The following is a 26,642-nucleotide window of genomic DNA, read 5'->3' on the forward strand; positions in this document are numbered from 1 at the left end:
CCCGTCCTTTCTGCCGGGCGGGAGTCTAATGCCGGTCAGGCCCGGAGCCGGAGCCCCTTCGGCGTCGCGCGGAAGCCGGCGTCACGAAGGACGTCGGCCAGTGCCGAGGTCAGCGCCTGCTCACCGTCCGCCCGCTGCACCGCCAACTGGCCCAGCCAGCCCTCCCGCACCGCACGCGACAACGCCTGCGCCGCCGAGCGCAACGCCGCGTCATCGTCGGTGAAGGACAGCAACGACTTGCCGCCTCGCTCGACGTACAGCACCGGCAGCCCGTCGACCAGCACGACGAGCGCGCCCGCCTTGCGCGCGGGCCGATGCTTGGTCTCCCCCGTCGGAGGAGGCCACGCCAGCGCCGCGCCGTACGGCTGAGCCGGGTCCGTCGCCGCGAGCACCACGGCGTCGACTGGTTTACGGCCTCCCGCAGTGTCCGACAACGCGCGCAACCGGTCCACCGCGCCCCTGGCCGCGAACTGCGCGGCGCCGAGGCCTTCGATCACATATCCCCTGATGACCTGTCCAGAGTCCTCCATTCCCCGAAGTACCTTGTAGATCCCCGAAAAGCCGCCGGTGACGCGTTCCGTTTCGAGTGCGCCGCGGGTGAGCACCCCGTGCCGTTCCAGGAACGCCTCGGTGCGCGCATGCGTGCGTCTCGTCGGATCGCTTTCCCGCAACGGCGTAAGCCCCCACCGCCCCGCGACCGTGGGCGGCCCCGTCCGGGAGGGCATCGCCGGCCGGCCGGCCCGCATCCGCGCGTACCGGCCGCGCGGCGCCGACTGCCGGGGTTTGTGCGTCGCGCCCCGGCCGGACACCAGTGCCCGCAACGGACCGAGCGTGTCACCCGTGACGTGCCCCGCCCACACGAGATCCCACAGCGCCGCGACGACCTCGCCGTCGGCGGGCGCCTTGTCGACCAGCAGCGTCACGCGGTCCACCAGCTGCCGGAAGAACAACGCGCCACCCTCCAAAGTGGACAGTATCGCGGCGTGCAGCGGACTGGCCGGCGCGTTCTCTTCGATCTCCGGCAGCAGCAGGTCGGCGACGTCGGCCGGCGCCAGCGCCACCCAGCCGTCACCACCGGCCAGCGCCCCGCACCCGGCCCACGTCACCTCACCCGCCGTGGTGAGCTCGTCCAGCAGCGCGGGGTAGTACCCCGGCAGCCGGCTCGGCAGGATCAGCGACTCGACGGCGCTCGCCGGCAACGGTGCACCCGCGAGCTGTTCGATCACCGACAGCACGTCGTCCGCCGTCGGCGCCGCCCGCATCCGGGCCCCGATGCCGTGCCACGACGGCAGGAACCGGCCCAGCGCGGCGGGTTCCACGGGTTCCACCTCGGCCCGCAACCTCGCCAGCGAGGCCCGGCGGAGCCGCCGCAACACCGCGGCGTCGCAGTACTCCACCCCGGCGCCGTGCGTGTCCGGATGGCCGACGGGACTGAGCTCGCCACGCACGAGCCGCCCCTCGGCGGTGAGCCTGTCGAGTACGCCCGCCACGACGGCCGTGCCGAGCCCGAACCGCTCTGCCGCCTGCCGCGCCGGGAACGGGCCGTGTGTCCGTGCGTACCGGGCCAGCAGATCACCCAGCGGATCGGCGACGGGCTCGGTGAACGCCTCCGGTACCCCGATCGGCAACGCGACTCCGAGCGCGTCCCGCACCCGGCCCGCGTCCTCGATCGCCAGATACCGTTCCTCGCCCGCGATCCGCACCGGGATGGCGCGCCGCTGGCCCACCAGGTCCGCCAGCCACGACTGCTCGACACCCCGCGCCGCGGCCTCCTCGGTGGAGAGGTCCCCGAGGAACCGCAACAGGTCCGCCGCGTCCTCGGCGTTGCGTGCGTGCCTGTCCGGCTCCAGGCGCTGCAGCGAGCGCTCGACCTCCACGACCACCTCCGGGTCGAGCAGCTCCCGGATCGCCTCGGTGCCCAGCAACTCGGCCAGCAGCGCGGAATCCAGCGCCAGCGCCGCCGCCCGCCGCTCCGCCAGCGGCGCGTCGGTCTCGTACAGGAACATCCCGACGTAGCCGAACATCAGGCTGCGCGCGAACGGCGAGGCGGCCGGCGTCTCCACCTCGACGACGCGGACCCGCCGCGAGCGCACGTCCGTCATCAGCTCCCGCAGCCCGCCCACGTCGTAGACGTCCTGCAGGCACTCGCGCATCGCCTCGAGCACGACCGGGAAGCGCTCGTACTTCGCCGCGACCGCGAGCAGTTGCGACGCCCGTTGCCGTTGCTGCCACAAGGGCGTCCGCCTGCGCGGGTCGCGGCGCGGCAGCAGGAGCGAGCGGGCAGCGCACTCCCGGAACCGGGCGGCGAACAACGCCGAGCCGCCGACCTCGGCGACGATCAGCTGCTCGACCTCCTCCGGATCGATCAGCACGTCCTCGGCGGTGATCGTGACCTCACCGCCGTCGTCGTCCAGCGCGTCGGGCAGGCGCAGCACGATGCCGTCGTCGGAGTGCATGACCTGGGCGTCGACCCCGCGGTTCTCGCGGAGCCGGGCCGCGATCGCCAGCGCCCACGGGGCGTTCACCTGCGCGCCGAAGGGGGAGTGCAGCACGATCCGCCAGTCACCCAGCTCGTCACGGAAGCGTTCGAGCAGGATCGTCCTGTCGTTGGGCACGTGCCGCGTCGCGGCGCGCTGCTCCTCCAGGTACGTCAGCAGGTTGTCACACGCGCGCTGGTCCAGCCCCGCGGCTTCGGCCCGCGCCCTGGCCTTCTCGCTGTCCACACTGGACACTTCACGCACGAACGCGCCCAGCGCGCGCCCCAGTTCCAGCGGCCGCCCCGGTGCGTCCCCCTTCCAGAACGGCATGCGCGCCGGTTCTCCCGGCGCGGGCACGACGATCACGCGGTCGTGCGTGATGTCGGTGATGCGCCACGACGAGGTGCCCAGCAGGATGGTGTCCCCGACCCGGGACTCGTACACCATCTCCTCGTCCAGCTCGCCGACGCGCGACCCGGCCTGCCCCTCGCCGCCCGGGGTCATCACGGTGAACAACCCGCGGTCGGGGATCGTGCCGCCCGAGGTGACGGCCAGCCGCTGCGAGCCCGGCCGCCCCCGCAGCTCACCCGTCACCCTGTCCCACGTGATCCGGGGCCGCAGCTCGCCGAACTCCTCGCTCGGATACCGGCCGGCGAGCATGTCCAGCACCGCGAGCAGCGCGTCGTCGGGCAGCGCGGCGAACGGGGCGGCCCGGCGGACGAGGGCGCCCAGCTCCTCCACCGTCCACGGTTCGAGCGCGACCATGGACACGACGTGCTGGGCCAGCACGTCGAGCGGGTTGCGGGGATACCGGACCGCTTCGATGGCCCCGCTCGTCATGCGCTCGGACACCACCGCGCACGACACGAGATCTCCCCGGAACTTGGGGAACATCACGCCGGTGGACACCGCGCCGACGTGGTGCCCGGCCCGGCCGACGCGCTGCAGCCCGGACGCGACCGTGGGCGGCGCCTCGATCTGCACCACGAGGTCGACCGCGCCCATGTCGATGCCGAGCTCCAGCGAGGACGTCGCGACGACGCACGGCAGCCGCCCCGACTTCAGCTCCTCCTCGACGTGGGTGCGCTGCTCGCGCGACATGGAGCCGTGGTGCGCCCGCGCGATGGTGACCTCGGCGCCCGTGGTGTGCCCCGACCCGCCGATCGCCTCGGCCGGGAACTGTTGCCCCGGTTCGAGTTCCGTCTGCTCGGCCGCGAGCTCGTTGAGCCTCGCGGTGAGCCGTTCGGTCAGCCGCCGGGAGTTCGCGAAGACGATCGTGGACCGGTGCTCGCGGATCAGCTCGAGCACCCGTTCCTCGACCGCCGGCCAGATCGAGGGCCTGCGCACGGCCGCGCCCGCGATCTCCTCGTTGGTCCCGATCCCGCCCTCCGACGGCAACGGCAGCGCGTCGAGCGGAGTGGGCGGGGGAGCGTCCAGGTTCGCCATGTCCTCGACCGGGACCTCGACCCGCACCTCGATCGTCTTCAGCGGTTTCGGCTGCACGACCCGCACCGGGCGCCCGCCGCCGAGGAACGCGCTCACCTCGTCGACCGGGCGGACCGTCGCGGACAGGCCGATGCGCTGAGCGGGGCGGGGCAGCAGCGCGTCGAGCCTTTCCAGTGACAGCGCGAGGTGCGCGCCGCGTTTCGAGCCGGCGACCGCGTGCACCTCGTCGACGATCACCGTCTCCACGCCCCGCAGCGACTCGCGCGCCGACGAGGTGAGGATGAGGAACAGCGACTCCGGCGTGGTGACCAGGATGTCCGGCGGGGTGCGGGCGAAGGACCGCCGGTCGGCGGCCGGCGTGTCCCCCGTGCGCATGCCCACCGTGATCTCCGGTGGCTCCTGCCCCAGCCTGCGCGCGGCCTGCGACATGCCGGCGAGCGGAGCACGGAGGTTCCGCTGCACGTCGACGGCCAGCGCCTTGAGCGGGGACACGTACAGCACCCGGCAGCGCTTCGCCGGGGTCTCCGGCGGCGGACCCACGGCGAGCCGGTCCAGCGCCCAGAGGAACGCCGCGAGGGTCTTGCCGGACCCCGTCGGCGCCACGACCAGCGCGTGCTCACCCGCCTGCGCCGCCTCCCACGCCCCGGCCTGGGCTTCGGTGGGCGCGGCGAACGCCCCCGCGAACCAGTCCCTGGTCGCGGGGGAGAACGAGTCGAGCACTCCGGTCACGTTCTCCATCATGACCCGACCCACCGACAATTTTTCGCGGGTCCGCGTCCGCGACCCCCCTTCCGCATGACAGCATCAGGTCCCGACCTGGGCGGATGGCGAGGGGGAGAGCGTGCGGATCCTGTCGGTGGACCTGGGGACGTCCAACACGGTCGCCGTCCTGTCGGCCCACGGCATGCCGCCCCGCGTGGTCGAGGTGGACGGTTCGGCGACCATGCCCTCCGCGGTGTTCGCGGCGGAGGACGGCACCCTCGTCGTCGGCCGGGACGCCGAGCGCCGCGCCCGGCTCGACCCGGCACGGTTCGAGCCCAACCCGAAGCGTCGCGTCGACGAGCAGACCCTGTTGCTGGGGCAGGACGTCGTGCCGGTCAACGAAGCGCTCGCCGCCGTGCTGCGCCGAGTGCTGGACGAGACCACACGCCAGCTCGGCGGAGAACAACTCGATGAGTTGCGCTTGACTCACCCGGCCGAGTGGGGGCAGCCGCGACGCACCGTGCTGATGACCGCGGTCCGCCTCGCGGGGTACGCCGGACCGGTACACCTCGTACCCGAACCGGTGGCCGCGGCCGCGCACTTCGCGTCCTTCCCGGGCCGCGGGCTCGCGCCCGGCCAGGCCCTCGCCGTGTACGACTTGGGGGCGGGCACGTTCGACGTCGCGGTCGTCGGCGCGGGCCCGAACGGGTTCGCCGTGCTGGCCGAAAACGGCCTTCCCGACCTCGGCGGGCTCGACGTCGACCAGGCGCTGATGGTGCACGTCGGCCGGGAGGTGTCCCACCGCGACCCGCAGCGCTGGCAGCGGTTGCTGCGCCCGGAGTCCACCGCGGACCGGCGCACCCGCCGTGCGCTCCAGGAGGACGTGAAGGCGGCGAAGGAGGCGCTGTCCCGGCTGCCGCAGACCGAGGTGCCGATGCCGGAACCGTTCACGGACGTGCTGGTCACCCGCGGCGAGCTGGAAGCGCTGGTCCGCCCGGCGCTGCTGCGCAGCGTCGAACTGCTGTCCAGGACCGTGGCCGCGGCGGGCCTGACCCCCGACCGGCTGGCCGGCATCTACCTCGTCGGCGGCGCGAGCAGGCTGCCGCTGGTCGGGTCGATGATCGCCGAGCACCTCGGGGTGGTGCCCGTCAGCCTGGACCAGCCGGAGACCGCCGTGGCCTTCGGCGCGCACCACGTCCACGGCGAGGGCATCGGCGGCCGGACGCAGCAGGTTCCACCCCCGCCCGTCGCCCCGCCGCCCGTTCCCCCGATGGTGTTCCCGACGGGTTTTCCCAGCTACCCGGCACCGGTGAAGCGGAGCAGGAAGAAGCCGGTGCTCGCGGCCGTCGCGGTGGTCGCGGTCCTGGTCGCGGCCGGGCTGACGTACCTGTTGTGGCCGTCGGGTGCCTCGGTGACCACGTACAGCGCGCAGGAGTGCGCCCGGCCGGGCGCGCCCGACGGACAGGGCTTCACCGGCTGCCTGCGCCAGCTGGCGGGCACCATCGCGGACACCTCGCAGTGCACGCCCGGCGCGGGCAGCGGCGACATCGCGCCGCCGGCGAGCCAGCGGCTCGGCGTGCTCGTCACGTGCTCGGCCCCCGCGCTCGCCGGGGCGCAGATCACCTACGTGCACGCCAGTTCGGCGGCCGACGTGAAGGAGTACACCGACCGGCTGCTCACCTCGGTGGGCGGTGACCAGGTCCAGGCGCGGTGGCAGGGCAACGCGCTGACCGGCACGTACTCCGCCGCGGGCGGGAAGTCGGCGTCGGTGCTGGTCTTCACGGTCGCCGACCGGCCGCTGGCCGGGGTGGTCTACCAGAAGGCGGGCAGCGGGCAGCAGGCGTCGAGCGCGTCCCAGCTGGCCGACTACTTCGAACGGACGGTCCAGCCGGGCACGTGATCACTTGCGCCGCATGCCCCACAGCGCGCGCAGCGCGACCACGAGGGCCCCGAGGAGCACGGCGATCGAGGCGATGGTGAGCGCGGTCTGGCTCATGTGCCCACGGTAGCCTGGGCACGATGCGAATTACCGTCTTCCGAAGGCTGATGGCCGACGAGTTCGGCCCCGGCCGGGCCGAGGTGCTGGCGAAGGACCACGTGTTCAGCGCGCTGGGCGGGCGGACCGTCGAGCAGGCGCTGGCCGCCGGGATCCCCGCCAAGGAGATCTGGCGCGAGGTGTGCGTGGCGTTCGACGTGCCCGCCGAGCGCCGGTGAGCCCGCGACCGGGAAAAACCGTGCCGAAGGTGTGTCAGTCCTTGCCTCGAACACGTGTTCGGCTATCGTGTTGTCCACAGAGGGGTCAGCTGTCCACAGATCGGCCGTCGCGATCAGGAATTGTCGGACCCCGCCCGTAGTGTCGGGCCCAACAGCTCAAAACCCGAGACAAGCCCTACCGGCTTCCGACCGACGAGGTGGATTTCAATGCCCGCAGCAGCCCCCGACAAGGACAAGGCCCTCGAGCTCGCGCTCGCGCAGATCGACAAGCAGTACGGCAAGGGGTCGGTGATGCGCCTCGGTGACGAGGGGCGCGCGCCGATCGAGGTCATCCCCACCGGCGCGATCGCGCTGGACATCGCGCTCGGCATCGGGGGCCTGCCCCGCGGCCGGATCGTGGAGATCTACGGCCCGGAGTCCTCCGGTAAGACCACCGTGGCCCTGCACGCCGTGGCCAACGCGCAGAAGGCGGGCGGCATCGCGGCGTTCATCGACGCCGAGCACGCGCTCGACCCGGAGTACGCCAAGGCGCTGGGCGTGGACACCGACGCGCTGCTGGTCTCCCAGCCCGACACCGGTGAGCAGGCGCTGGAGATCGCCGACATGCTGATCCGCTCCGGCGCGCTGGACATCCTGGTCATCGACTCGGTGGCCGCGCTCGTGCCCCGCGCCGAGATCGAGGGCGAGATGGGTGACTCGCACGTGGGTCTGCAGGCCCGGCTGATGAGCCAGGCGCTGCGGAAGATCACCGGTGCGCTGTCCAACTCCGGCACCACGGCGATCTTCATCAACCAGCTGCGTGAGAAGGTCGGCGTGATGTTCGGGTCCCCCGAGACCACGACCGGTGGTAAGGCGCTGAAGTTCTACGCCTCCGTGCGGCTCGACGTCCGCCGCATCGAGACGCTGAAGGACAGCGGCGAGGCCGTCGGTAACCGGACCCGCGTGAAGGTCGTCAAGAACAAGGTCGCGCCGCCGTTCAAGCAGGCCGAGTTCGACATCCTGTACGGCCAGGGTGTGTCCCGCGAGGGCTCGCTCATCGACATGGGTGTGGATCAGGGCATCCTGCGCAAGTCGGGCGCCTGGTACACCTACGAGGGCGACCAGCTGGGCCAGGGCAAGGAGAACGCGCGGAAGTTCCTGCGCGACAACCCGGACATCGCGAACGAGATCGAGAAGCGGATCAAGGAGAAGCTCGGTATCGGCGCCCAGGTCGACGCGGAGGACGCCGCCCCGGCTCCCGTGGAGTTCTGAGCCGCGAGGGCTGCCGGTTTGCCGGTGGCTCCCGTTCGCCGAGGGCGGCAGGTGCCCGCGAGCCCGGGTTTCGCGAGCAGCGGTTGTCGGCCGCGGTGTTCGGGGCCATGGGTCTCGGGGGTGAGCTGCGCGCTGGGCCAGTCCGGGGAACAGCGGGTGCTGTCTTCCGGACGGCCTGGCACGGCGGGGGAGGTGCCGCAGACTGAGGGAGGGGTATGCCGAAGATCGATCCTGCCGAGCTGTCGCCGGAAGAGGCGTGGAAGAAGGCGAAGGAGATCTGCTTCGACCTGCTCGCCATCCGCGCCCGGACCAAGGACGAGCTTCGGCAGGCGCTGCGCCGCAAGGGTTTCGACGAGGAGCTCAGGGAGCGCCTGCTCGGCAAGCTCGACAGCTCGGGCCTGGTGGACGACGCCGCGTTCGCCGAGCAGTGGGTGCGGTCACGGCACACCTACCAGGGGCTGGCCCGCACCGCGCTCGTCGCCGAACTCAAGCGCAAGGGGGTCGACGGGGAGGTCGCCGCGCAGGCTGCCGGGGAGATCGACCGCGAGTCCGAGGAGCAAAAGGCCCGTGAGCTGGTCCGCAAACGCCTGCGCTCGATGACGGCGGTCGACGAGCAGACGGCCATCCGGCGCCTGCTGGGCACGTTGGCGCGCAAGGGTTACCCGCAGGGGCTGGCGTACTCGGTGGTCCGTGACGAGTTGCGGAAGGCCGGTGCCGAGTCCACGCCGCTTGACGACGCCATCCCGGACTGAGCCTGCTCCGGCTTGAGGCGCGGCTGCGGATGGCTCTGGCGCGAGGAGCCGCGGGGTGTCCCCGCTGTTTCTGGCCGTGAGCTACTCGGCCGCGACGGCGGTGCCGTCAGGGCCGAGGCGTCCGGCTTTGAGTGCGCGGCCGACGGGTTCGCGCACCCACCAGTCGCCGGTCTCACGGTGCTCCTGGGGTGTGGTGAACCGGTAGCGGAACAGGCGTGCCCGCAGGTATGTGGGGCGCCGGCCGTCGAACGGATCGCGTCGGAGGAGTTTGAGCGTGGCCCGGTCGGCGGCGAGCAGTTTTTCGGCGAGCGGTTGCAGCCAGGAATCGGAGTACTGGGAGGACAACGAGGCGAACCACATCAGCCAGTCGAGCCGCAGGTGGTAGGGCGCGAACTGGCGCGGCCATCGGCGGAGGTTTCCGGGCTTGCCCTTGAACTCGTACTCGTGCCACACCGTGTCCGGCGTGAGTTCGGGTTCCTCGGTGGCCTCGATGATCACCTCGTGCCGGGTTTTCGTGATGCTGCCGAAGGCGCCGTAGGTGTTGACCAGGTGGAGCCGGTCGAAGCTGTAGTTCATCAGCTGGCTCCGGGAGATCAGGTTGCGCGCCGGCCGGTAGCTGAGCACGAGCACGAGTGCGGTCACGGCGAGCACGAGTACCCGGAACCACAAGGGCGGTTCTGTCAGTGGTGGCGGGGTGAACGGCAGCAGATGACTGTCCAAAGCGGACACCGCGATGGTGATCGTGAGGAAGTTCAGCCACGAGAAGTTCCCGCTGATCACCAGCCACAGCTGCGTCACGATCATGATCAGTGCCGCGATGCCTGCCGCCGGTTGCGGGGCGAACAGTGCGAACGGGACGATCAGCTGGGTGAAGTGGCTCGCCAGCACCTCGGCCTTGTGCAGCGGTTTGGGCAGGTGGTGGAAGTACCAGCTCAGCGGGCCGGGCATGGGCTGGGTTTCGTGGTGGTAGTACAGGCACGTCAGGTCCCGCCAGCACTGGTCGCCGCGTAGCTTGATCATCCCGGCGCCGAACTCCAGCCGGAACAACACCCACAGCAGCAACCACAGCACGGGGACCGGCGCCGCCATGTCCGCCGGTCCGAGGAAGATCGCGAGGAACCCGGTCTCCAGCAACAGGGATTCCCAGCCGAAGGAGTACCAGATCTGTCCGACGTTGACGATCGACTGGTACAGCACCCACGGCACGGCCCACACGACGAGCGACACCCACAGCGGCGCCGAATCGGTCAGCCCGAGCACGAGGACCGCGGAAACCGCGACGCCGATCCAGGCGACGGACGCGAAGAACGTGTCGGAGTAGTAGAGCTGGAAGATGCTGGGTGCCCGCCGGAACGGCACCCGCGCGACGAACTTCGGTATCGGCAACAACCCGCGCGCGCCGAGCAACGCCCGGAACTGGTTGGCGGCCACCAAGAAGGCGACGAGGTACAGGGCGGCGAGCATCCGCTGGAACGCCAGTTTCGACGCCCAGTAGTCGGGGTCGGTGAACCAAGCCCATCCCACGGCGGCCAGGCTAGTGCCCCGCCGCCCGCCCCGCCGGGTTCCACCGCCTCGCCTCGGAACACCGTCTGCTTGCAGACATGTCGACTTGCGGCTCTGCCTAGGCCTTGGGTGGGGTGAGCCACCGGCGCCACGTCGCCGACGCCGCCCGGCTGCTGCGCCAATCCCGGGAAGCACCCGGGGATGGTGCGGTCGGAGCCGCGCCAGGCGGCCCGGATCGCAGTAGAAATGGCGCGGCCGTATCAACCGCGTCCGGTTAGTCGTGGCCGCCCGGCCAGCCGTGCCCTTACCCGGCCAACTGGGCGGGCCCCGGCCAGTCGCGGCCGTACCGGGCCAACCGGACGGGCTCGTGTCCGGCCAGCCGCGGCCGCCTGGCCCAGGCCGCGCGGGGCCGCGGCCGCCTAGCCAGCCGTGCCCGTACCCGGCCAACCGGGCGGGCTTGTGTCTGGCCAGCCGTGGCCGCCCGGCCAACCGGGCGGGCTCGTGTCCGGCCAGCCGTGGCCGCCCGTCCAGGCCGCGCGGGTCCTTGGCCCAGTCAGCCGTGCCCGTACCGGGCCAGCCGCGCGTGCCACCGCCCGGCCAGCCGCGCTTCGACTTACCGCACCGCCCGTGCCCCGACGGGCACTCCGAAGCCCCGCCAGCCCCGCCCCGCCGGTCACCCCAAACCCCGCCCGCTCCGCCGCCCGGGCGAGACGGCCGGAGGCGCCCCGGCAACCTCCCGCAACAGTCACCGCAGTGCGGCGGCCTCCCGGGCCAGCGCCGTTACCCGCTCGAAGTCCTTTGCCGCTAGGGCGTCCTTCGGGGTCAGCCACGAACCGCCGACGCAGCCGACCGAGGGGAGGGCCAGGTACGCGGGCGCGGTCTCCGGCGTGATGCCACCCGTCGGGCAGAAGCGCAGGCCCGGCAGCGGCCCCGCGATCGCCTTCAGGAACGGCACCCCACCACTCGGCTCGGCCGGGAAGAACTTCAGCGCCGTCAGCCCCTGCTCGGCCAGGCGCATCGCCTCCGAGACCGTGCCCGCGCCCGGCAGGAACGGCAGCCCCGTCCCCACCACGGCCTCCAGCACGCTGTCCGTGCACCCGGGCGTCACCAGGAACTTCGCGCCCGCGTCGGCCGCCTGCTTCGCCTGCTCGGGCGTCGTCACGGTGCCGGCCCCCACCACGATCTCCGGCACCTCCGCCGCCACGCGCTCGATCGCCGCCAGCGCGACCGGCGTCCGCAGCGTCAGCTCGATCACCCGGATCCCACCCGCCAGCAACGCCCGCGCCACCGGCACCGCGTCCGCCACCTGGTCCAGCACCACGACCGGCATCACCGGCGACAGGTCCAGCAGCTCGTTGCTCACCAGCGTCCTCCTCAAACCAGGGTCCACCACCATTGTCCCGGACGCCTCAGACCCGCGCCGCCGCCGCGCCGAAGTGCCCCGGCGTCATCGGGCCGAACACGCTCGCCCCCTGGTCCGCCGGGCCCACCGCCCGCCGCAACGCCGTGAACAGCTCCCGGCCCGTACCCACCCAGGACGCCTCGTCCGGCGCCGAGTCACGCACCGGGCGCGCGGCCAGCTCAGCCTCGTCGACCAGCACGTCCAGCGTGCCCGCCTCCGCGTCGAGCACCACCACGTCCCCGTCCTCGACACGGGCGAGCGCGCCACCCGCCGCGGCCTCCGGGGTGACCTGGATGGCCGAAGGGATCTTGCCCGAGGCACCCGACATGCGTCCGTCGGTGATCAACGCGACCTGGAAACCCCGGTCCATCAACGCACCCAGCGCGGGCGTCAGGCCGTGCAGCTCCGGCATGCCGTTCGCTTGCGGACCCTGGTTGCGGATCACCACCGCCACGTCGCGGTCCAGCTCACCCGCGCGGAACGCCTCGTCGAACGCCCGCTGCGACGTGAACACCCGCGCCGGCGCCCGCACCACCCGGTGCTCGGGCGCGACGGCCGACACCTTGATCACCGCGCGGCCCAGGTTGCCGCTCAGCATCCGCAGCCCGCCGTCCTCGGCGAACGGGTCGGACACCGGGCGCAGCACCTCCGTGTCGAGGCTCCGCGTCGGCACCTCGCGCCACACCAGGCCTTCGTCGGTCAGCACCGGTTCCGACCGGTACCGCGACAACCCGTCCCCGGCGACCGTGCGAACGTCGTCGTGCAGCAACCCCGCGTCGAGCAGCGTGCCGACCAGGAACTGCACCCCGCCCGCCGCGTGGAAGTGGTTGATGTCCGCGCTGCCGTTCGGGTACACGTTCGCCAGCAGCGGCACCACGGCGGACAGGTCCGAGAAGTCGTCCCACGTCAGCTCGATCCCGGCCGCCGCGGCGATCGCCACCAGGTGCATCGTGTGGTTGGTCGAACCGCCCGTGGCCAGCAGCGACACGACACCGTTGACCACCGACCGCTCGCTGACCACCTCCGCCAGCGGGGTGTACTCGTCGCGTGCCAGCGCCACGATCCGCCGGCCCGCCTCCTCGGTGAGCGCCCGCCGCAGCGGCGTGCCCGGCGGCACGAAGCTCGCGCCCGGCAGGTGCAGGCCCATCACCTCGACGACCAGCTGGTTCGAGTTGGCCGTGCCGTAGAACGTGCAGGTGCCGGGCGAGTGGTACGACGCCGACTCCGCCTCCAGCAGGTCTTCCCGGCTCGCGCGGCCCTCGGCGTACAGCTGCCGCACGCGCGCCTTCTCCTTGTTCGGCAGCCCCGAGGGCATCGGCCCGGCGGGCACGAGGATCGCGGGCAGGTGCCCGAACGCGAGTGCGCCGATCAGCAGCCCCGGCACGATCTTGTCGCACACGCCCAGCAGCAGCGCCCCGTCGAACATCTCGTGCGACAGCGCGACGCCCGTCGCCATCGCGATCACCTCGCGGCTGAACAGCGACAGCTCCATCCCGGCGCGGCCCTGCGTGATGCCGTCGCACATCGCGGGCACGCCGCCCGCGAACTGCGCCACGCCACCGGCCTCCCGCGTCGCGGCCTTGATCCACTCCGGGTACTCGCCGAGCGGCTGGTGCGCCGAGAGCAGGTCGTTGTAGGCCGACACGATGGCGACGCCGGGCTTGCGCAGCCCGCGGATGGCGAGGCGGTCCGAGCCCCCGCACGCGGCGAAGCCGTGCGCCAGGTTGCTGCACGCCAAACCCGCCCGCACGGGTCCTTCGGACCGGGCCGCTGCGACACGTTCCAGGTACGCGGCACGGCTCGTGGCGCTGCGTGCCTCGATACGCCGGGTGACTTCCTCGACGACTGGGTGCATTACCGCCTCACGGGGTTCGGGATGGGGCCTGGAGACGGCAACGCTGGCGTCGCAGGTTCGTGACAGTGCCCACACTAACGAGAGAAATCGCCGGATCAAAATCGATTAAGAAGATCGTTTAAGGTGACGCCGATCACAACGATGAGTCACGATGTGCTACTTGTCACATTGCTACCCGACCGGCAGAGTCGCTACTGACGGCTCCGCCGCCGACCCACTCGGAGGTACACCGATGTCCAGCACCGAACTCGCGGAGATCCGCCGGGCCCTCGGCCAGTTGCGGCAGTGCGTGGGCGCGCTGCGTTCCCGCTACGGCGACGCCGCCGCTGTGCGGCGCCTGGCCAACGACGTGGACCGGCTCGACATCGACGTGTGCGAGCTGGAGAACCCGATCCCCGTGCAGGCCAAGCCCTCCACGCCCGTGCAGGTGGTCAAGATCCCCGACGCCCCGTACGACCCCTCGCTCTGGCAGGGCGCCGACGACGAAGGGGTCGGCGGTTACCACCGTGACCAGCCGTGACCGGACGACCCAGCACCGCGCCACGCGGTGAGGAGGAGGTTGAGTGAGCGCGCCCGCTGACAACGAGGTCGGCACCGGCGTGCGGGCGCCCCGGCGCGCCCGCATCGCCGAGCGCACCCTGCGGACGGACCGCTGGTGGCTGCCACCCCTGCTCACCACGCTCGGTCTCGCGACGTTCATCGTGTACGCGACCGTCCGCTCGTTCGTCCGGACCGCCTACTGGGTGCCGGAATACCACTACCTGACGCCGTTCTACTCCCCGTGCGTCTCGGCTTCCTGCGTCCCGGGCTCGAGCCATTTCGGGCACTGGTTCGGCGAATTCCCGAGCTGGATCCCGCTGGGCGCCCTCGTGTTGCCCTTTCTGCTCGGATTCCGCCTGACCTGCTATTACTACCGGAAGGCCTATTACCGTTCGGTGTGGTTCTCGCCGCCCGCTTGTGCGGTGGCGGAACCGCACCGGAAGTACACCGGGGAAACGCGGCTGCCGCTGATCGTGCAGAACGTGCACCGCTACTTCTTCTACGTCGCGATGCTCGTATCCGTGATCAACACCTACGACGCGGTCCTCGCCTTCCACGGCAGGACAGGCGGTTTCGGCTTCGGGCTGGGCAACCTCATCCTGCTCGGCAACGTCGTGCTGCTGTGGGCTTACACGCTTTCCTGCCATTCGTGCAGGCACATCACGGGCGGGCGGCTGAAACACTTCTCGAAACACCCGGTGCGGTACTGGATGTGGACACAGGTGACCAAACTCAACAACCGGCACATGCTGCTCGCCTGGACCACGCTCGGAACCCTCGTGCTCACCGATCTCTACGTGATGCTCGTGGCCAGTGGTGCGATTTCCGATCCCCGTTTCGTGAACTAAAAGGTGGCTGAATGACCGAGGTCGAGCGGCTCGACTACGACGTGGTGGTGATCGGTGCGGGTGGTGCCGGTCTGCGGGCCGTCATCGAGGCCCGCCAGCGCGGGCTGTCCGTCGCGGTGGTGTGCAAATCCCTGTTCGGCAAGGCGCACACGGTGATGGCCGAGGGCGGGTGCGCCGCGTCGATGGGCAACGCGAACCCCAACGACAACTGGCAGGTGCACTTCCGCGACACCATGCGGGGCGGGAAGTTCCTCAACAACTGGCGCATGGCGGAGCTGCACGCCAAGGAGGCGCCGGACCGCGTGTGGGAGCTGGAGACCTACGGCGCGTTGTTCGACCGCACCGCCGACGGCCGGATCAGCCAGCGGAACTTCGGCGGCCACACGTACCCGCGGCTGGCGCACGTCGGCGACCGGACCGGCCTCGAGCTGATCCGCACGATGCAGCAGAAGATCGTTTCGCTGCAGCAGGAGGACAAGCGCAAGTACGGCGACTACGAGGCCAAGCTCAAGGTGTTCGCCGAGTGCACGATCACCGAGCTGCTCAAGGACGGCGACCGCATCGCGGGCGCGTTCGGCTACTGGCGCGAGAGCGGGCGGTTCATCCTGTTCCAGGCGCCGGCGGTGGTGCTCGCGACGGGCGGGATCGGCAAGTCGTTCAAGGTCACGTCGAACTCGTGGGAGTACACCGGCGACGGGCACGCGCTGGCGATGCGCGCCGGCGCGACGCTGATCAACATGGAGTTCGTCCAGTTCCACCCCACCGGCATGGTCTGGCCGCCCAGCGTCAAGGGCATCCTCGTCACCGAGGGCGTGCGGGGTGACGGCGGCGTGCTCAAGAACTCCGACGGCAAGCGGTTCATGTTCGAGTACGTGCCGGACGTGTTCAAGGGGCAGTACGCGGACAGCGAGGAAGAGGCCGACCGCTGGTACACCGACCAGGAGAACAACCGCCGCACGCCGGACCTGTTGCCGCGGGACGAGGTGGCGCGCGCGATCAACGCCGAGGTCAAGGCGGGCCGCGGTTCGCCGCACGGCGGGGTGTTCCTCGACATCGCCAGCAGGCTCACGCCCGAGGAGATCAGAAAGCGCTTGCCGTCGATGTACCACCAGTTCAAGGAGCTGGCGGACGTGGACATCACGGCGGAGCCGATGGAGGTCGGGCCGACCTGCCACTACGTGATGGGCGGGATCGAGGTGGACCCGGACACGGCGTCGTCGTCCGTGCCGGGGCTGTTCGCCGCCGGGGAGTGCTCGGGCGGCATGCACGGGTCGAACCGGCTCGGCGGCAACTCGCTGTCGGACCTGTTGGTCTTCGGCCGGAGGGCTGGCCTCGGTGCTGCGTCCTACGTGGAGTCGCTGGCGGAGCGGCCGAAGGTCGCACAGTCCGATGTGGACGCCGCCGCACGCACCGCGCTGGTGCCGTTCGACCCGCCGCGGCAGGGCGTCGAGGAGAACCCGTACACCCTGCAGAACGAGCTGCAGCAGACGATGAACGACCTCGTCGGCATCATCCGCAAGGCCGAGGAGATCGAGCGGGCGCTGGCGAAGCTCGACGAGATCAAGGAACGCATCGGCAACGTGCTGGTCGAGGGGCACCGGCAGTTCAACCCCGGCTGGCACCTGGCGCTGGACCTGCGGAACATGCTGCTGGTGAGCGAATGCGTCGCGCGGGCGGCGTTGCTGCGCACGGAATCGCGCGGCGGGCACACGCGGGACGACTACCCCCAGATGGATTCGCACTGGCGCAACAAGCTGCTCGTGTGCGAGACGACGACGGACGACCCGCTGGCGCCGGGCGTGCGCGTCACGCCCAAGGACCAGGAGCCTCTGCGGCAGGACCTGCTGGAGCTGTTCGAACTGGACGAGCTGGCGAAGTACTACACCGACGAGGAGCTGGCGGCGCACCCCGGGAGGCAGGCGTGAGTTACAAGGCGAACTTCCGGGTGTGGCGCGGGGACGCGGCGGGCGGCGAACTGCAGGACTTCACGGTGGAGGTGAACGAGGGCGAGGTCGTGCTCGACATCATCCACCGGCTGCAGGCGACGCAGGCGTCCGACCTCGCCGTGCGGTGGAACTGCAAGGCGGGCAAGTGCGGCTCGTGCTCGGCGGAGGTCAACGGCAGGCCGCGCCTGTTGTGCATGACGCGGATGTCGGTGTTCGCCGAGGACGAGGTGATCACGGTGACGCCGATGCGCACGTTCCCGGTGATCCGCGACCTGGTGACGGACGTGTCGTTCAACTACACCAAGGCCCGCGAGATCCCGGCGTTCGCGCCGCCGCCGGAGCTGGCGCCCGGTGAGTACCGGATGCAGCAGGTCGACGTGGAGCGCTCGCAGGAGTTCCGCAAGTGCATCGAGTGCTTCCTGTGCCAGAACACGTGCCACGTGGTGCGTGACCACGAGGAGAACAAGGAGCACTTCGCCGGGCCGCGGTACCTCATGCGCATCGCGGAGCTGGAGATGCACCCGCTCGACGTGGGCGACCGGCGCGAGGCCGCACAGGCCGAACACGGGCTGGGCTACTGCAACATCACCAAGTGCTGCAGCGAGGTGTGCCCGGAGAACATCCACATCACGGACAACGCGCTGATCCCGATGAAGGAGCGCGTGGCCGACAAGCGCTACGACCCGCTGGTGTGGCTGGGCACGAACCTGTTCCGCCGCAAGAAGTAGGTCACTCGCGCTTCGCGACCCCGGCGAGCCACTCCAGTACGTCGCCGGGGTCGGTGGTGACGCCGTCCGCACCCAGCTCCTCGGCTTGCGCGAGTCGCGACGGGGTGACCTGTCCCGTGTAGAACAGGACGGGGCCGTCGTAGAGGCCGCGCTCCCGCAGGTAGCGGAGATCGGTGAAGCCGGCCTGCGGGTCGTCGCCGCGGCGGATGTCCGAGACGAGCGCGGTCGGGCGCACCCGGGGCAGGGCCTCGATCGCGTCCTCCCGGTTCGTGACCGACTCCACCTTCGCGCCGCCCATGCGCATGAGGTCGGCCAGGGCCCCCGGGACCGCCCGGGTCGTCGTCGATCCACAGCGGGAGGCTGCGCAGCAGCGTCACGAACTCCTTGTCCTTGGCCAGTTCCGGGAACTCGACGGGCAGTTCCTGGGTGACCTCGTCGAGGCGCTCGGACAGCACGGCCTTGCTCGCGTCCGGTGCGGGCGGGCGGACGCCGGTGGCCTCGAACAACTGCGCCAGGCGGAGCGGATCGGGTTCCTCGCCGTGGCGGACGGCCTCGCGGACGTCGTGGTAGTCGAGGAACCGGGTGGCCACGTCGTCGTAGGGCGAGTTGACGATCATGTTGTAGAAGCCGGGGTAGAAGTGCCGCAGCAGGATCAAGCGGCTGATCAACAGCTTCGTGGTGGAACACCACCTCGGCCGCATCGGGGACGAGCTCGGCGCCGACAACCTCGTCAAGATCATCCTGCTGCGGCACAGCTGACCTGGATGATCTTCTCCAGGTAGCGCACCCCGTCGCCGACGCGGTCGTGGCCGACGGCCCGCCACAGCACCGCCTGGTCGCACGCGTCGACGAACACGACCAGCAGGCGCTCGTGCCCGCCACCGCCCTTCGCGAGCCACGCCGTCGCCATGTCGCGGACCACGGCCTTGATCTCGTTGCGCGCCTTGGCGTCCACGGCGAGCGCGCGCCACATCGCGTCGACCGCGGCGCCGAGCCCGAAGAAGCTCGACGCCACCAGTGACGCCGCCTTGAGCGCGCCGACCACGTGCGTCCGCCGGAGCGTGCCGCGCACGGCCCGGCGGAGCACGTTGCGGTCGAAGCTGAGCAGGACGGACTTGATGAGCCCTTCGACGGCGTCGGCCCGCTCGGACGTCCACGCGTTGAACCAGACCGTGCTGACCGCGCCGTCCCTGCTGAGCGCGGTGTCGAGCGCGCGCAGCAGGCTGCTCTTGCCCATCCCCCAGCCGGCGTCGATCGCGACGGTGAACGGCGCCGCGCGCCGGGAGGACAGGATCAGGTCCGCGAGGTTGCCCGCGGTGGCCGTCGACTCCAGCAGGTCCTCGTTGCCGCCCTCGCCGACGGGGGAGTCGTTGAGGACGGCGAACGGCGAGTGACCGGACCCGGTCACGGTGAACCCCTCTGCGTCGAAAACGGTCACCGCAGGGTTATACCGGGTTCAGTTGTTCTGCAGGAACTGGCTTGCCAGTGCTTCGCCCGTCGAGGTGGCCTTGTCGTGGTTCTCGATGGGGGAGACGGTCGAGTTCTTGAAGCAGATGTACGTGACGCCGGAGTCGGTGCCGCCCGTGCTCGGGTCGGGGTCGATGCCCAGTGCCTGCGCGGTGGCGTAGGACGCTTCGCCGATGATGTCGGTCGGGCCGGTGTCACCGATGACCGCGTAGACGACCTTGCCGTTGTAGATCACCGCGCACGAGCCGCCCCCGCGCAGGCCCGACGACGAGTAGTTCCACGTGCTGCTCGGGCTCGGCACCACGATGTAGGGCAGCTTCGCGGCGTTCAGCGGCTGGTCGGTCGAGGTGTGGAAGGCCGTGTCGGGGTAGAAGCAGCAGTCGGTGTTCTCGTTGCACTGGCTGGTGCGCTGGCCGTCGCAGTCGATGTCCATGTCGGCGTGCCAGAACACGGCCCCGTTCGCGCCGCACACTCCGACGGTGCGGCTCGCCTCTTCGTCGGTCTTGTACTTCCCGCTGGAGATCTGGCTACAGCTCTGGGTTTTCGCCAGCAGCTGGGCGGCGGTGGGACCGGCGGCCTGTGCCGCGGCGGTCGGGAACAGGCTCACGACGAGCGCGAGCACGGCGAGCACGACCTTCCTGCGCATGAACAGCCTCCTAGTTAGGAAACTTTCTTAACTTTTACGGGGAGTGCTCAGGATGCTCCGGCTCGTCACCGTCCGCAAGATACTTTCGTAGGGGTTCAGGCGTGCACGAGCGCGTCCACCGCGGCTGGGGCGAGCATCTCGTCCGCCACGAGTCCGGCGACCCCGGTGAGCGTGGTGTTCACGCCCAGGCGACAGGCGCCCACGCTCACCCCTTCCAGCGCGGTCGTCTGCGCGTTGGCCCGCACCGCGTCACGCAGGCTGTCCAGGAACGGCGGCAGCACGCCGATCGCCCCGCCCACGCGCAGGTACCGCGGGTTGACGATGGTGACGACGGTGGCGAGCACGGTGCCGACGAGCCTGCCCGCGGCGGCGGTCACGCGGATCGCCTCGATGTTGCCCGCGCGCACGCGCCGCACGACGTCCTCCGCGCTGCGCACGCCGGTCGGCCGCAGCTGCCGGATCACCGCCTGCCCGCTCGCGATGGCCGACACGCACCCGCGCCGCCCGCAGTCGCAGCGCTGGTCGTTGCCCTCGATCCGGATGTGCCCGATCTCGCCCGCCGACGCCGTCTCGCCGCGGTGGGTGCGTCCCGAGATCACCAGGCCTGCCCCGATCCCGGTGCCGACCTTCACGCCGACCAGCGCCGCGTCCGGCCGTCCCAGCTCGCAGTACGCGCCGAACGCCAGCGCGTTCGCGTCGTTCTCCAGGAACACCGGCACCGACAGCGCGTCGGTGAAGCGGTCCCGCAGCGGCAGACCGGTCCACTCGCGCATGCTCGGCGGGGCGATCGTGGTGCCGCGTTCGTGGTCGATCTGGCCCGGCACGCTGAGTCCGACCGCACACAGGCTGTCCGCCCGGCCCGTCTCCGCCAGCAGTGCGCGGCCGGTGTCCAGCAGGTGGGAAAGCGTTTCCTCCGGCAGGTGGCCGACCGGCAGTGGCCGGTGCAGCTGGGCGAACACGTCACCGCGGAGGTCGACGACGGCGATCGTCGCGTGCCGCTGCCCGACATCGGCGACCAGCGCGGTGCGCCCGGTGTCGTCCGCCGCGAGCACCTGGGCGGGGCGCCCGCCGTTCGAGGCGCGCAACCCGGTCTGCCGCACGAGCCGGTGCCGCTGCAGCACGTCGAGCCGCTCCACCATGGTCGCGCGGGACAACCCGATGCGGTCCTGGAGTTCCTGCCTGGTCAACGGCCCCTCGGCGCGGAGCACGGCGAGGATGTGCCCGGCGGAGGTCGGCGGCGGCGTGCGCATGTTGACAGGCTCTCCCGGAGGGACTTATGTTCAATTACCTGACAGAAGTCTAACCGGCCCCGGAAGCGGAGAGAGACAGATGCGCGCGGCCCGCCTGCCCGGCAGCGGCCCGACCCGTCGCACCGTCCTGCGGGGACTCCTCCTGGCGGGCACGGCTTCGCTGGCCGCCGGGTGCGTCGGCTTCGCGACGACCGGCGCGGGCGGCACGGTGTTCCTGTCGACGCAGTTCCGGCCGGTCGCGGAGGCCGAGAACTTCCGCCGGTTCCTGCGCAAGGCGCACCTCGACGGCGTCAGCTACGTCACGATCGAGGAAGGGCCGTTCGCGAGCCAGGTGCAGAGCCAGGTCTCGGCCGGGCGCACGCAGGTCGGCCTGCTCGGCGGTTCGCACAGCGACCTCGCGCCGCTGGCCGGGAAGTACCTCGAAGACGTCACGCCGGTGCTGGCCGGGCTCGGCGAGCGCGGCATCCCGCAGGAGTACCTGACGCTCGCCAAGGCCGGCACGCCGCAGACCTGGTACGTGCCGTGGGCTCAGGCCACGTTCGTGCTGGCCGCGCACGAGGAGGCGCTGGCGCACCTGCCGCCCGGCGCGGACCCGGAGTCGCTCACGTACGACCAGCTGCTGGACTGGGCCATCGCCGCACGGCAGGCGGCGGGGCGACCGCTGCTGGGCCTGCCCGCCGGCCCGAAGGGGCTCATCCACCGGTTCCTGCAGGGTTACCTGCTGCCGTCCTTCACGGGCGGCCAGATCACCACGTTCCGCTCGCCGGACGCCGTCGCGGCGTGGGAGTACCTGCGTGAGCTGTGGCGCAACTGCAGCCCGTCGAGCACCAACTACGACTTCCTGCAGGAGCCGCTGGCCTCCGGGGAGGTGCGGTTCGGCTGGGACCACGTGGCGCGGCTGGTCGACGCGCCCAAGCAGGACCCCGGCAAGTGGCGGATGCTGCCCGCGCCACGCGGTCCGAAGGGGCTCGGGTACATGGCCGTCGTGCTGGGGCTGGCGATTCCCAAGGGCAGCACCGATCCCGAGCAGGCGCAGCGGGTGATCACGGCGTTGTCGGCGAAGGAGACGCAGGTCGAGCTGTTGCGGTCCAACGGTTTCTTCCCCGTCGTCGACGTCGAGATCCCGCGTGACCTGCCGCCCGCCCTCCAGCTGGAGGCCGACGCCGTGCGCAGGCAGCGTGACGCGCAGGGCGGCATCCTTTCGCTGCTGCCGGTCGGCCTCGGCACGCGCGAGGGCGAGGTGACGAAGGCGTTCAAAGACTCCTTCCAGCAGATCGTGCTCGGTGGTGCCGACATCCGTTCCACTTTGGACAAGCAGGCGGGGGTGCTGCGCAAGGTGTTCGACGACCTCAAGGTGCCGTGCTGGGCGCCCGACCCGCCGTCGGCCGTCTGCGAGGTGGCGTGATGCGCCTGCGCGGACCGTGGCTGCTGCTCCTGCCCTCGATCGTGTTCATGCTGGCGTTGTTCGGCTGGCCGCTCGTGCAGGCGCTGATCTCGGCGTTCAGCGAGGGCACCGGCGCGTGGGAACGGCTGTTCACCGACGCGTACTTCCTGCGGGCGCTGCGGAACACGCTGCTGCTGATCGTCATCGTGGTGCCGGTGCAGCTCGTGCTCGCGGTCGCGATGGCGCTGCTCGTGCAGGCCCGGCCGCGGTTCCTGGCCGGGCACTTCTACCTGTGGACCATCCCGCTCGCGGTGTCGGAACTGGCCGCCGGCCTGGTGTGGCTGTCGGTGTTCGACAGCCGTGGCTACCTGAACTCGCTGCTCGCCTCGCTCGGGCTGCCGACGGTGCAGTGGCTCAACTACACCAACACCGGCACGATGCTGCTGGCCGTCGTGGTCGCCGAGGTGTGGCGGGCGACCTCGCTGGTGTTCGTGATCGTCGTCGCCGGGATCCAGCTGGTCCCGCGCGACTACGACGAGGCCGCGCAGGTGTTCGGCGCGTCGTGGTGGCAGCGGCTGCGGCACGTGACGCTGCCGCAGCTCGGGCCGAGCCTCCAGGTCGCGCTCATCCTGCGCACGATCCTCGCGCTGCAGGCGTTCGCCGTGGCGCAGGCGCTCACCGGCCGAGACTTCCCGCTGCTCGTCGGGGAGACCTACCAGTGGTACGTGAACCTGCAGAACCCGCCGGTCGCCAGCGCGGCCGCGCTCGTGGTGCTGGTGCTCTCGCTCGGCACGGCCGTGCTGTACCTGCGGTCGATGCGGAACAGGGCGGCGGCATGAGCCTCCCCGAGATCGACCGCGCCCCACTGCGCCGCCGCCGGTGGCGGGCCATCGGCGTCCAGGTCGCCTGCCTCGTGATCACGGTGTTCATGCTGCTGCCGATGGTCCTCATCGGACTGACCGCGGTGTCGTCCCCGGCCGCGCTGCTGGAGTTCCCGCGCCCGTTCATCCCGAGCGGCTTCTCCGCCGACACGCTGCTGGCGTTCATCCAGGCCACCGGCACGATTCCCGCGCTGGGCAACTCGCTGCTCGCCGGGGTCTACACCGTGCTGCTCTCGCTCCTCGTGGGCGCGCCCGCCGGGTACGCGCTGGCGCGCTACGCTTTCCGCGGCAAGGACACCTACCAGGTCTTCATGCTCCTCGCCCGCGCGCTGCCGATCGTGGTGCTGTCGGTGCCGCTCGCCACGTTGTTCCTGAACGCCGGGGTGTACGACACGGTGTTCGCGGTGACCCTGCTGCACACCACCCTGGCCATGCCCACCACCGTGCTGATCAGCGCGAGCGTGTTCGTTTCGGTGCCCACGGACGTCGAGGAGGCGGCCCGCGTGTTCGGCTGCAGCCGGTTCGAGGCGGCGCGGCGGGTCGTGTTCCCGCTCGCCGCACCCGGCCTCGCGGCGGCGTCGATCTTCACGTTCGTGTTGTCGTGGAACGAGATCCTCGGCGCGGCGGTGATCACGCTGGGCCACCGCACGCTGCCGGCGCAGGTGCTGGCCTCGCTCGGCGAGGCGCCGCAGACGTACCGGTTCGCCGGCGGATTCGCGTTGATCCTGCCCGCGCTCGTGTTCATCTTCGTGATGCGCCGGTACCTGGTGAACATGTGGGGGACGACGCTGCGATGAGCGAACTGATCGTGCACGAGCTGGTCAAGACCTACCCCGGCGGCACGCAGCGGGCCACCGACGAGGTGTCGCTGCACGTCGCCGACGGCGAGTTCCTGGTGCTGCTCGGCCCGTCCGGCTGCGGCAAGACGACGTTGCTGCGCATGGTCGCGGGCCTGGAGACACCGGACTCGGGGCAGGTGGTGATCGGCGGCAAGGACGTCACGTACCTGGAACCGCGGCGCCGCAACCTGTCCATGGTGTTCCAGTCCTACGCGGTGTTCCCCAACAAGAAGGTCTACGACAACATCGGCTTCGGGCTGAAGGTCCGCGGGGTGCCCGCCGACGAGATCCGGCGCAAGGTCGAATGGGCCGCGGACCTGCTGCAGCTCACGCCGTACCTGGACCGTTACCCCGCGAAGCTCTCCGGTGGTCAGCGGCAGCGCGTCGCCGTCGCCCGCGCCATCGTCGTCGACTCCGACCTGCTGCTGATGGACGAACCGCTATCCAATTTGGACGCTCTGCTGCGGCTGTCCTTCCGTGCCGAGCTGAAGAAGCTGGTCTCGGAGCTGGGCATCACGACGCTGTACGTGACCCACGACCAGGTGGAAGCGCTTTCCCTCGGCGACCGGGTGGCTGTCATGCGCGAGGGCCGTGTCGTGCAGGCCGGGTCGCCGACCGAGGTGTACGCCCAGCCCGCGGACACGTTCGTCGGCGGGTTCCTCGGCAGCCCGCCGATGAACTTCCTGCGTGGCACCGTGAACGGCACGCACGTCGACTTCGGCGGGCAGTCGCTGCCACTGCCGCCCGCGCTCACGTCCTTCTCCGGCAAGGAAATCCTCCTGGGAATCCGGCCCGAAGCCATCACCGTCGACACTGGGGAGACGGGGCTGCACGCGGTGGTCGAGGTGTTCGAACCGCTGGGGTCCTCGACACTGCTCACCACGGAAGTCGCCGGTCAGGTGCTCAAGGTGCAGGCACCGGCCGACTTCCGCGCCGAACCCGGCGAACGGCTCGCGCTGCGGCTGCCGCCGGAGCGGTGCCGGTGGTACGACCCCGAAACCCAGTTGTTGTTGGAGGCCCAGGAATGACGGTGGACGCCACGCGCACGACGGAGAGCTCTCCCGGCGATAGACGGCCGGTCCGCTTCACCGAGCCCGCGCTGGCGGCCAGGGCGGCCCGGGTGTTGCGGGACAACGACACCGGTGCCGTCATCACGGCCGCGCCGAGGCTCTACCCGCACATGTGGAGCTGGGACGCGGCGTTCATCTCCATCGGCCTGGCCCGGCTGGACGTGCAGCGCGCCATCGCCGAGCTGGACACCCTGTTCGCTGCCCAGTGGCGCAACGGGATGGTGCCGCACATCGTCTTCACCGACGACGACGCCTACTTCCCCGGTCCCGACCGGTGGGGCACCGACACCGCGCCCGACGGGCCGCGGAACGTGCGCACGTCCGGGATCTGCCAGCCGCCGGTGCACGCGATCGCGGTGCGCCGCGTGCTCGACATCGCGCGCCGATCCGGGCCGAACGACCGCCTCGACGCCGAACGCTTCGCCCGCCGGATCTGGGCGAAGTTGTACGCGTGGCACCGCTGGCTCGTCGAGTACCGGACGCCGGGGTCGAGCGGACTCATCGCCATCGTGCACGGCTGGGAGTCCGGAATGGACAACTCGCCGCGCTGGGACGTGCCCTACGACGCGGTGCACCCCGGCGCCGCGCTGCCGCCGTACGTGCGCAAGGACGTCCGGCTGGTCGGTGATCCCGGCGAGCGGCCGACCGACCGCGAGTACGACCGGTACCTGTGGCTGATCGAGGAGATGCGCCGCGCGGGCTACGACCAGCGCAAGATCGTCAGCGGGTCCAGCTTCCTCGTCGGGGACGTGTTCATCACCGCGTTGTTCGCGATGTCCTGCGACGTGCTGATCGAGCTGGGCGAGGAGTTCGGGCAGGAGCCGGAGCAGCTGGCCGACCTGGCGGACTGGGCCGCCAAGGCACGCGCCGCGGTCGCGGGCAGCTGCCACTCGGTGTCGGGCATGGCACGTGACCGCGACCTGCGCACCGGCCGCTGGCTGGACACGCAGACGATCGCGGGGTTCTCGCCCCTGCTGTGCGGCGGCGCGCCGGACGACGTGCAGCTGCGCCTGCTGTCGCTGCTGGACAGCGACCGCTGGTGCGGGCACCCGGACCTGCTGGCCCCGGTGCCGCCGTCGGTGTCGCCGATGCGCCCCGGCTTCAACCCGAGGCAGTACTGGCGCGGTCCACAATGGCCGGTGGTGGTGTGGCTGTTCAGCTGGGCCTTCGAGCGCCGCGGCTGGCACGAACGGGCGAGGAAGCTGCGGGACGGCGGCATCAGGCTCACGGAGGACGGCTCCTTCGGCGAGTACTACGAGCCGTTCACGGGCGAACCGCTGGGCAGCACGGACCAGTCCTGGACGGCCGCCGTAGTGCTCGACTGGCTCTGCGGCTTCTGAGTACGAAGAGGGCCTGCGCGTTCGCTCGTGCGGGGGTTGGAGCGCCACGCCCCGCATCCCCAGCCCACTCGAGTGCCTGAACACGAAAAAGGGGCCCGCAC

21 protein-coding genes are annotated in these 26,642 nt (G+C 71.1%); 13 read left to right on the forward strand and 8 right to left on the reverse strand.

Annotated elements, in window-relative coordinates; translation table 11 throughout:
• Positions 1-35: 35 nt before the first annotated feature.
• The gene (locus tag ABFX51_RS11550) at positions 36-4,664 is read right to left on the reverse strand and encodes an ATP-dependent helicase (RefSeq protein ID WP_346053722.1); all 4,629 of its coding nucleotides are present in this window, start codon (positions 4,662-4,664) and stop codon (positions 36-38) included.
• Positions 4,665-4,764: 100 nt separating this feature from the next.
• Here ABFX51_RS11550 and ABFX51_RS11555 point away from each other — a divergent pair, with 100 nt between their 5' ends.
• From ABFX51_RS11555 to ABFX51_RS11570, 4 genes are all read left to right on the forward strand, one after another.
• On the forward strand, positions 4,765-6,525 hold the full coding sequence (locus ABFX51_RS11555; protein ID WP_346053723.1) for an Hsp70 family protein: 1,761 nt from the start codon (positions 4,765-4,767) through the stop codon (positions 6,523-6,525).
• A 119-nt stretch (positions 6,526-6,644) separates the two neighbouring features.
• A complete protein-coding gene (locus tag ABFX51_RS11560; protein WP_091512796.1) occupies positions 6,645-6,839 on the forward strand; it encodes a DUF3046 domain-containing protein in 195 nt (64 codons plus the stop codon).
• Positions 6,840-7,046: 207 nt separating this feature from the next.
• On the forward strand, positions 7,047-8,090 hold the full coding sequence (recA, locus tag ABFX51_RS11565; RefSeq protein WP_091512798.1) for a recombinase RecA: 1,044 nt from the start codon (positions 7,047-7,049) through the stop codon (positions 8,088-8,090).
• 224 nt (positions 8,091-8,314) lie between these two features.
• Positions 8,315-8,842, forward strand: coding sequence for a regulatory protein RecX (locus tag ABFX51_RS11570; RefSeq protein WP_091512982.1), 528 nt, complete (start codon positions 8,315-8,317; stop codon positions 8,840-8,842).
• 81 nt (positions 8,843-8,923) lie between these two features.
• Here the strand turns inward: ABFX51_RS11570 and ABFX51_RS11575 are convergent, their stop codons facing one another.
• The 3 genes from ABFX51_RS11575 to edd form a co-directional block, all read right to left on the reverse strand.
• A complete protein-coding gene (locus ABFX51_RS11575; RefSeq protein WP_346053724.1) occupies positions 8,924-10,366 on the reverse strand; it encodes a lipase maturation factor family protein in 1,443 nt (480 codons plus the stop codon).
• A 724-nt stretch (positions 10,367-11,090) separates the two neighbouring features.
• Entirely contained in the window at positions 11,091-11,708 is a 618-nt protein-coding gene (gene eda, locus ABFX51_RS11580; RefSeq protein WP_346053725.1) for a bifunctional 4-hydroxy-2-oxoglutarate aldolase/2-dehydro-3-deoxy-phosphogluconate aldolase, read from the reverse strand.
• Between the two features lie 46 nt (positions 11,709-11,754).
• Positions 11,755-13,602 (reverse strand): phosphogluconate dehydratase, encoded by a 1,848-nt coding sequence (gene edd / locus ABFX51_RS11585; protein WP_346053726.1) that lies wholly within the window; start codon positions 13,600-13,602, stop codon positions 11,755-11,757.
• 232 nt (positions 13,603-13,834) lie between these two features.
• Between edd and ABFX51_RS11590 the strand changes: the two genes are divergently transcribed.
• From ABFX51_RS11590 to ABFX51_RS11605, 4 genes are read left to right on the forward strand one after another with little or no spacing between them, the layout of a single operon-like run.
• On the forward strand, positions 13,835-14,122 hold the full coding sequence (locus tag ABFX51_RS11590) for a hypothetical protein (protein WP_091512808.1): 288 nt from the start codon (positions 13,835-13,837) through the stop codon (positions 14,120-14,122).
• A 43-nt stretch (positions 14,123-14,165) separates the two neighbouring features.
• Positions 14,166-14,990 carry a hypothetical protein gene (locus tag ABFX51_RS11595; RefSeq protein ID WP_091512810.1) on the forward strand — a complete coding sequence of 275 codons (825 nt, stop codon included), beginning with the start codon at positions 14,166-14,168 and terminating at the stop codon, positions 14,988-14,990.
• Positions 14,991-15,001: 11 nt separating this feature from the next.
• Positions 15,002-16,915 (forward strand): fumarate reductase/succinate dehydrogenase flavoprotein subunit, encoded by a 1,914-nt coding sequence (locus ABFX51_RS11600; RefSeq protein ID WP_346053727.1) that lies wholly within the window; start codon positions 15,002-15,004, stop codon positions 16,913-16,915.
• Positions 16,912-17,664, forward strand: a complete 753-nt coding sequence (locus ABFX51_RS11605) for a succinate dehydrogenase/fumarate reductase iron-sulfur subunit (protein ID WP_346053728.1) — start codon at positions 16,912-16,914, stop codon at positions 17,662-17,664. The genes ABFX51_RS11600 and ABFX51_RS11605 overlap by 4 nt, the downstream gene beginning before the upstream one ends.
• A gap of 1 nt (position 17,665) precedes the next feature.
• Here the strand turns inward: ABFX51_RS11605 and ABFX51_RS11610 are convergent, their stop codons facing one another.
• The 4 genes from ABFX51_RS11610 to ABFX51_RS11625 all read right to left on the reverse strand — a co-directional run bounded on the left by ABFX51_RS11610 (position 17,666) and on the right by ABFX51_RS11625 (position 21,027).
• Positions 17,666-17,962, reverse strand: coding sequence for a response regulator (locus tag ABFX51_RS11610; RefSeq protein ID WP_245783261.1), 297 nt, complete (start codon positions 17,960-17,962; stop codon positions 17,666-17,668).
• A gap of 438 nt (positions 17,963-18,400) precedes the next feature.
• Positions 18,401-19,102: a P-loop NTPase fold protein gene (locus ABFX51_RS11615; RefSeq protein WP_346053729.1), complete on the reverse strand. Its 702-nt coding sequence runs from the start codon at positions 19,100-19,102 to the stop codon at positions 18,401-18,403.
• A gap of 18 nt (positions 19,103-19,120) precedes the next feature.
• On the reverse strand, positions 19,121-19,777 hold the full coding sequence (locus ABFX51_RS11620) for a glycoside hydrolase family 75 protein (protein ID WP_346053730.1): 657 nt from the start codon (positions 19,775-19,777) through the stop codon (positions 19,121-19,123).
• A gap of 95 nt (positions 19,778-19,872) precedes the next feature.
• Entirely contained in the window at positions 19,873-21,027 is a 1,155-nt protein-coding gene (locus tag ABFX51_RS11625; protein ID WP_346053731.1) for an ROK family transcriptional regulator, read from the reverse strand.
• Between the two features lie 79 nt (positions 21,028-21,106).
• Between ABFX51_RS11625 and ABFX51_RS11630 the strand changes: the two genes are divergently transcribed.
• The 5 genes from ABFX51_RS11630 to ggh are packed head-to-tail and all read left to right on the forward strand — an operon-like array spanning position 21,107 to position 26,541.
• Complete coding sequence (locus ABFX51_RS11630; RefSeq protein ID WP_346053732.1) at positions 21,107-22,432, forward strand: ABC transporter substrate-binding protein; 1,326 nt, start codon at positions 21,107-21,109, stop codon at positions 22,430-22,432.
• Complete coding sequence (locus ABFX51_RS11635; RefSeq protein ID WP_346053733.1) at positions 22,432-23,250, forward strand: carbohydrate ABC transporter permease; 819 nt, start codon at positions 22,432-22,434, stop codon at positions 23,248-23,250. Before ABFX51_RS11630 ends, ABFX51_RS11635 begins: the two co-directional genes overlap by 1 nt.
• Positions 23,247-24,089: a carbohydrate ABC transporter permease gene (locus tag ABFX51_RS11640; RefSeq protein WP_346053734.1), complete on the forward strand. Its 843-nt coding sequence runs from the start codon at positions 23,247-23,249 to the stop codon at positions 24,087-24,089. The genes ABFX51_RS11635 and ABFX51_RS11640 overlap by 4 nt, the downstream gene beginning before the upstream one ends.
• On the forward strand, positions 24,086-25,159 hold the full coding sequence (locus ABFX51_RS11645; protein WP_346053735.1) for an ABC transporter ATP-binding protein: 1,074 nt from the start codon (positions 24,086-24,088) through the stop codon (positions 25,157-25,159). The genes ABFX51_RS11640 and ABFX51_RS11645 overlap by 4 nt, the downstream gene beginning before the upstream one ends.
• On the forward strand, positions 25,156-26,541 hold the full coding sequence (gene ggh / locus ABFX51_RS11650) for a glucosylglycerate hydrolase (protein WP_091512828.1): 1,386 nt from the start codon (positions 25,156-25,158) through the stop codon (positions 26,539-26,541). The genes ABFX51_RS11645 and ggh overlap by 4 nt, the downstream gene beginning before the upstream one ends.
• The last annotated feature ends 101 nt before the right edge of the window (positions 26,542-26,642 follow it).

The sequence above is a fragment of the Amycolatopsis dongchuanensis genome, assembly GCF_039542405.1.
GTDB lineage: Bacteria > Actinomycetota > Actinomycetes > Mycobacteriales > Pseudonocardiaceae > Amycolatopsis_E > Amycolatopsis_E sacchari.

Excerpts from the sequence above, each read along its gene's own strand:
- ABFX51_RS11550 (WP_346053722.1), bottom strand. The coding sequence starts at position 4,664 with ATGATGGAGAACGTGACCGGAGTGCTCGACTCGTTCTCCCCCGCGACC.
- ABFX51_RS11560 (WP_091512796.1), top strand. The coding sequence starts at position 6,645 with ATGCGAATTACCGTCTTCCGAAGGCTGATGGCCGACGAGTTCGGCCCC.
- recA (WP_091512798.1), top strand. The coding sequence starts at position 7,047 with ATGCCCGCAGCAGCCCCCGACAAGGACAAGGCCCTCGAGCTCGCGCTC.
- edd (WP_346053726.1), bottom strand. The coding sequence starts at position 13,602 with ATGCACCCAGTCGTCGAGGAAGTCACCCGGCGTATCGAGGCACGCAGC.
- ABFX51_RS11590 (WP_091512808.1), top strand. The coding sequence starts at position 13,835 with ATGTCCAGCACCGAACTCGCGGAGATCCGCCGGGCCCTCGGCCAGTTG.
- ABFX51_RS11600 (WP_346053727.1), top strand. The coding sequence starts at position 15,002 with ATGACCGAGGTCGAGCGGCTCGACTACGACGTGGTGGTGATCGGTGCG.
- ABFX51_RS11610 (WP_245783261.1), bottom strand. The coding sequence starts at position 17,962 with ATGGGCGGCGCGAAGGTGGAGTCGGTCACGAACCGGGAGGACGCGATC.
- ABFX51_RS11620 (WP_346053730.1), bottom strand. The coding sequence starts at position 19,777 with ATGCGCAGGAAGGTCGTGCTCGCCGTGCTCGCGCTCGTCGTGAGCCTG.
- ABFX51_RS11625 (WP_346053731.1), bottom strand. The coding sequence starts at position 21,027 with ATGCGCACGCCGCCGCCGACCTCCGCCGGGCACATCCTCGCCGTGCTC.
- ABFX51_RS11630 (WP_346053732.1), top strand. The coding sequence starts at position 21,107 with ATGCGCGCGGCCCGCCTGCCCGGCAGCGGCCCGACCCGTCGCACCGTC.
- ABFX51_RS11635 (WP_346053733.1), top strand. The coding sequence starts at position 22,432 with ATGCGCCTGCGCGGACCGTGGCTGCTGCTCCTGCCCTCGATCGTGTTC.
- ABFX51_RS11640 (WP_346053734.1), top strand. The coding sequence starts at position 23,247 with ATGAGCCTCCCCGAGATCGACCGCGCCCCACTGCGCCGCCGCCGGTGG.
- ABFX51_RS11645 (WP_346053735.1), top strand. The coding sequence starts at position 24,086 with ATGAGCGAACTGATCGTGCACGAGCTGGTCAAGACCTACCCCGGCGGC.
- ggh (WP_091512828.1), top strand. The coding sequence starts at position 25,156 with ATGACGGTGGACGCCACGCGCACGACGGAGAGCTCTCCCGGCGATAGA.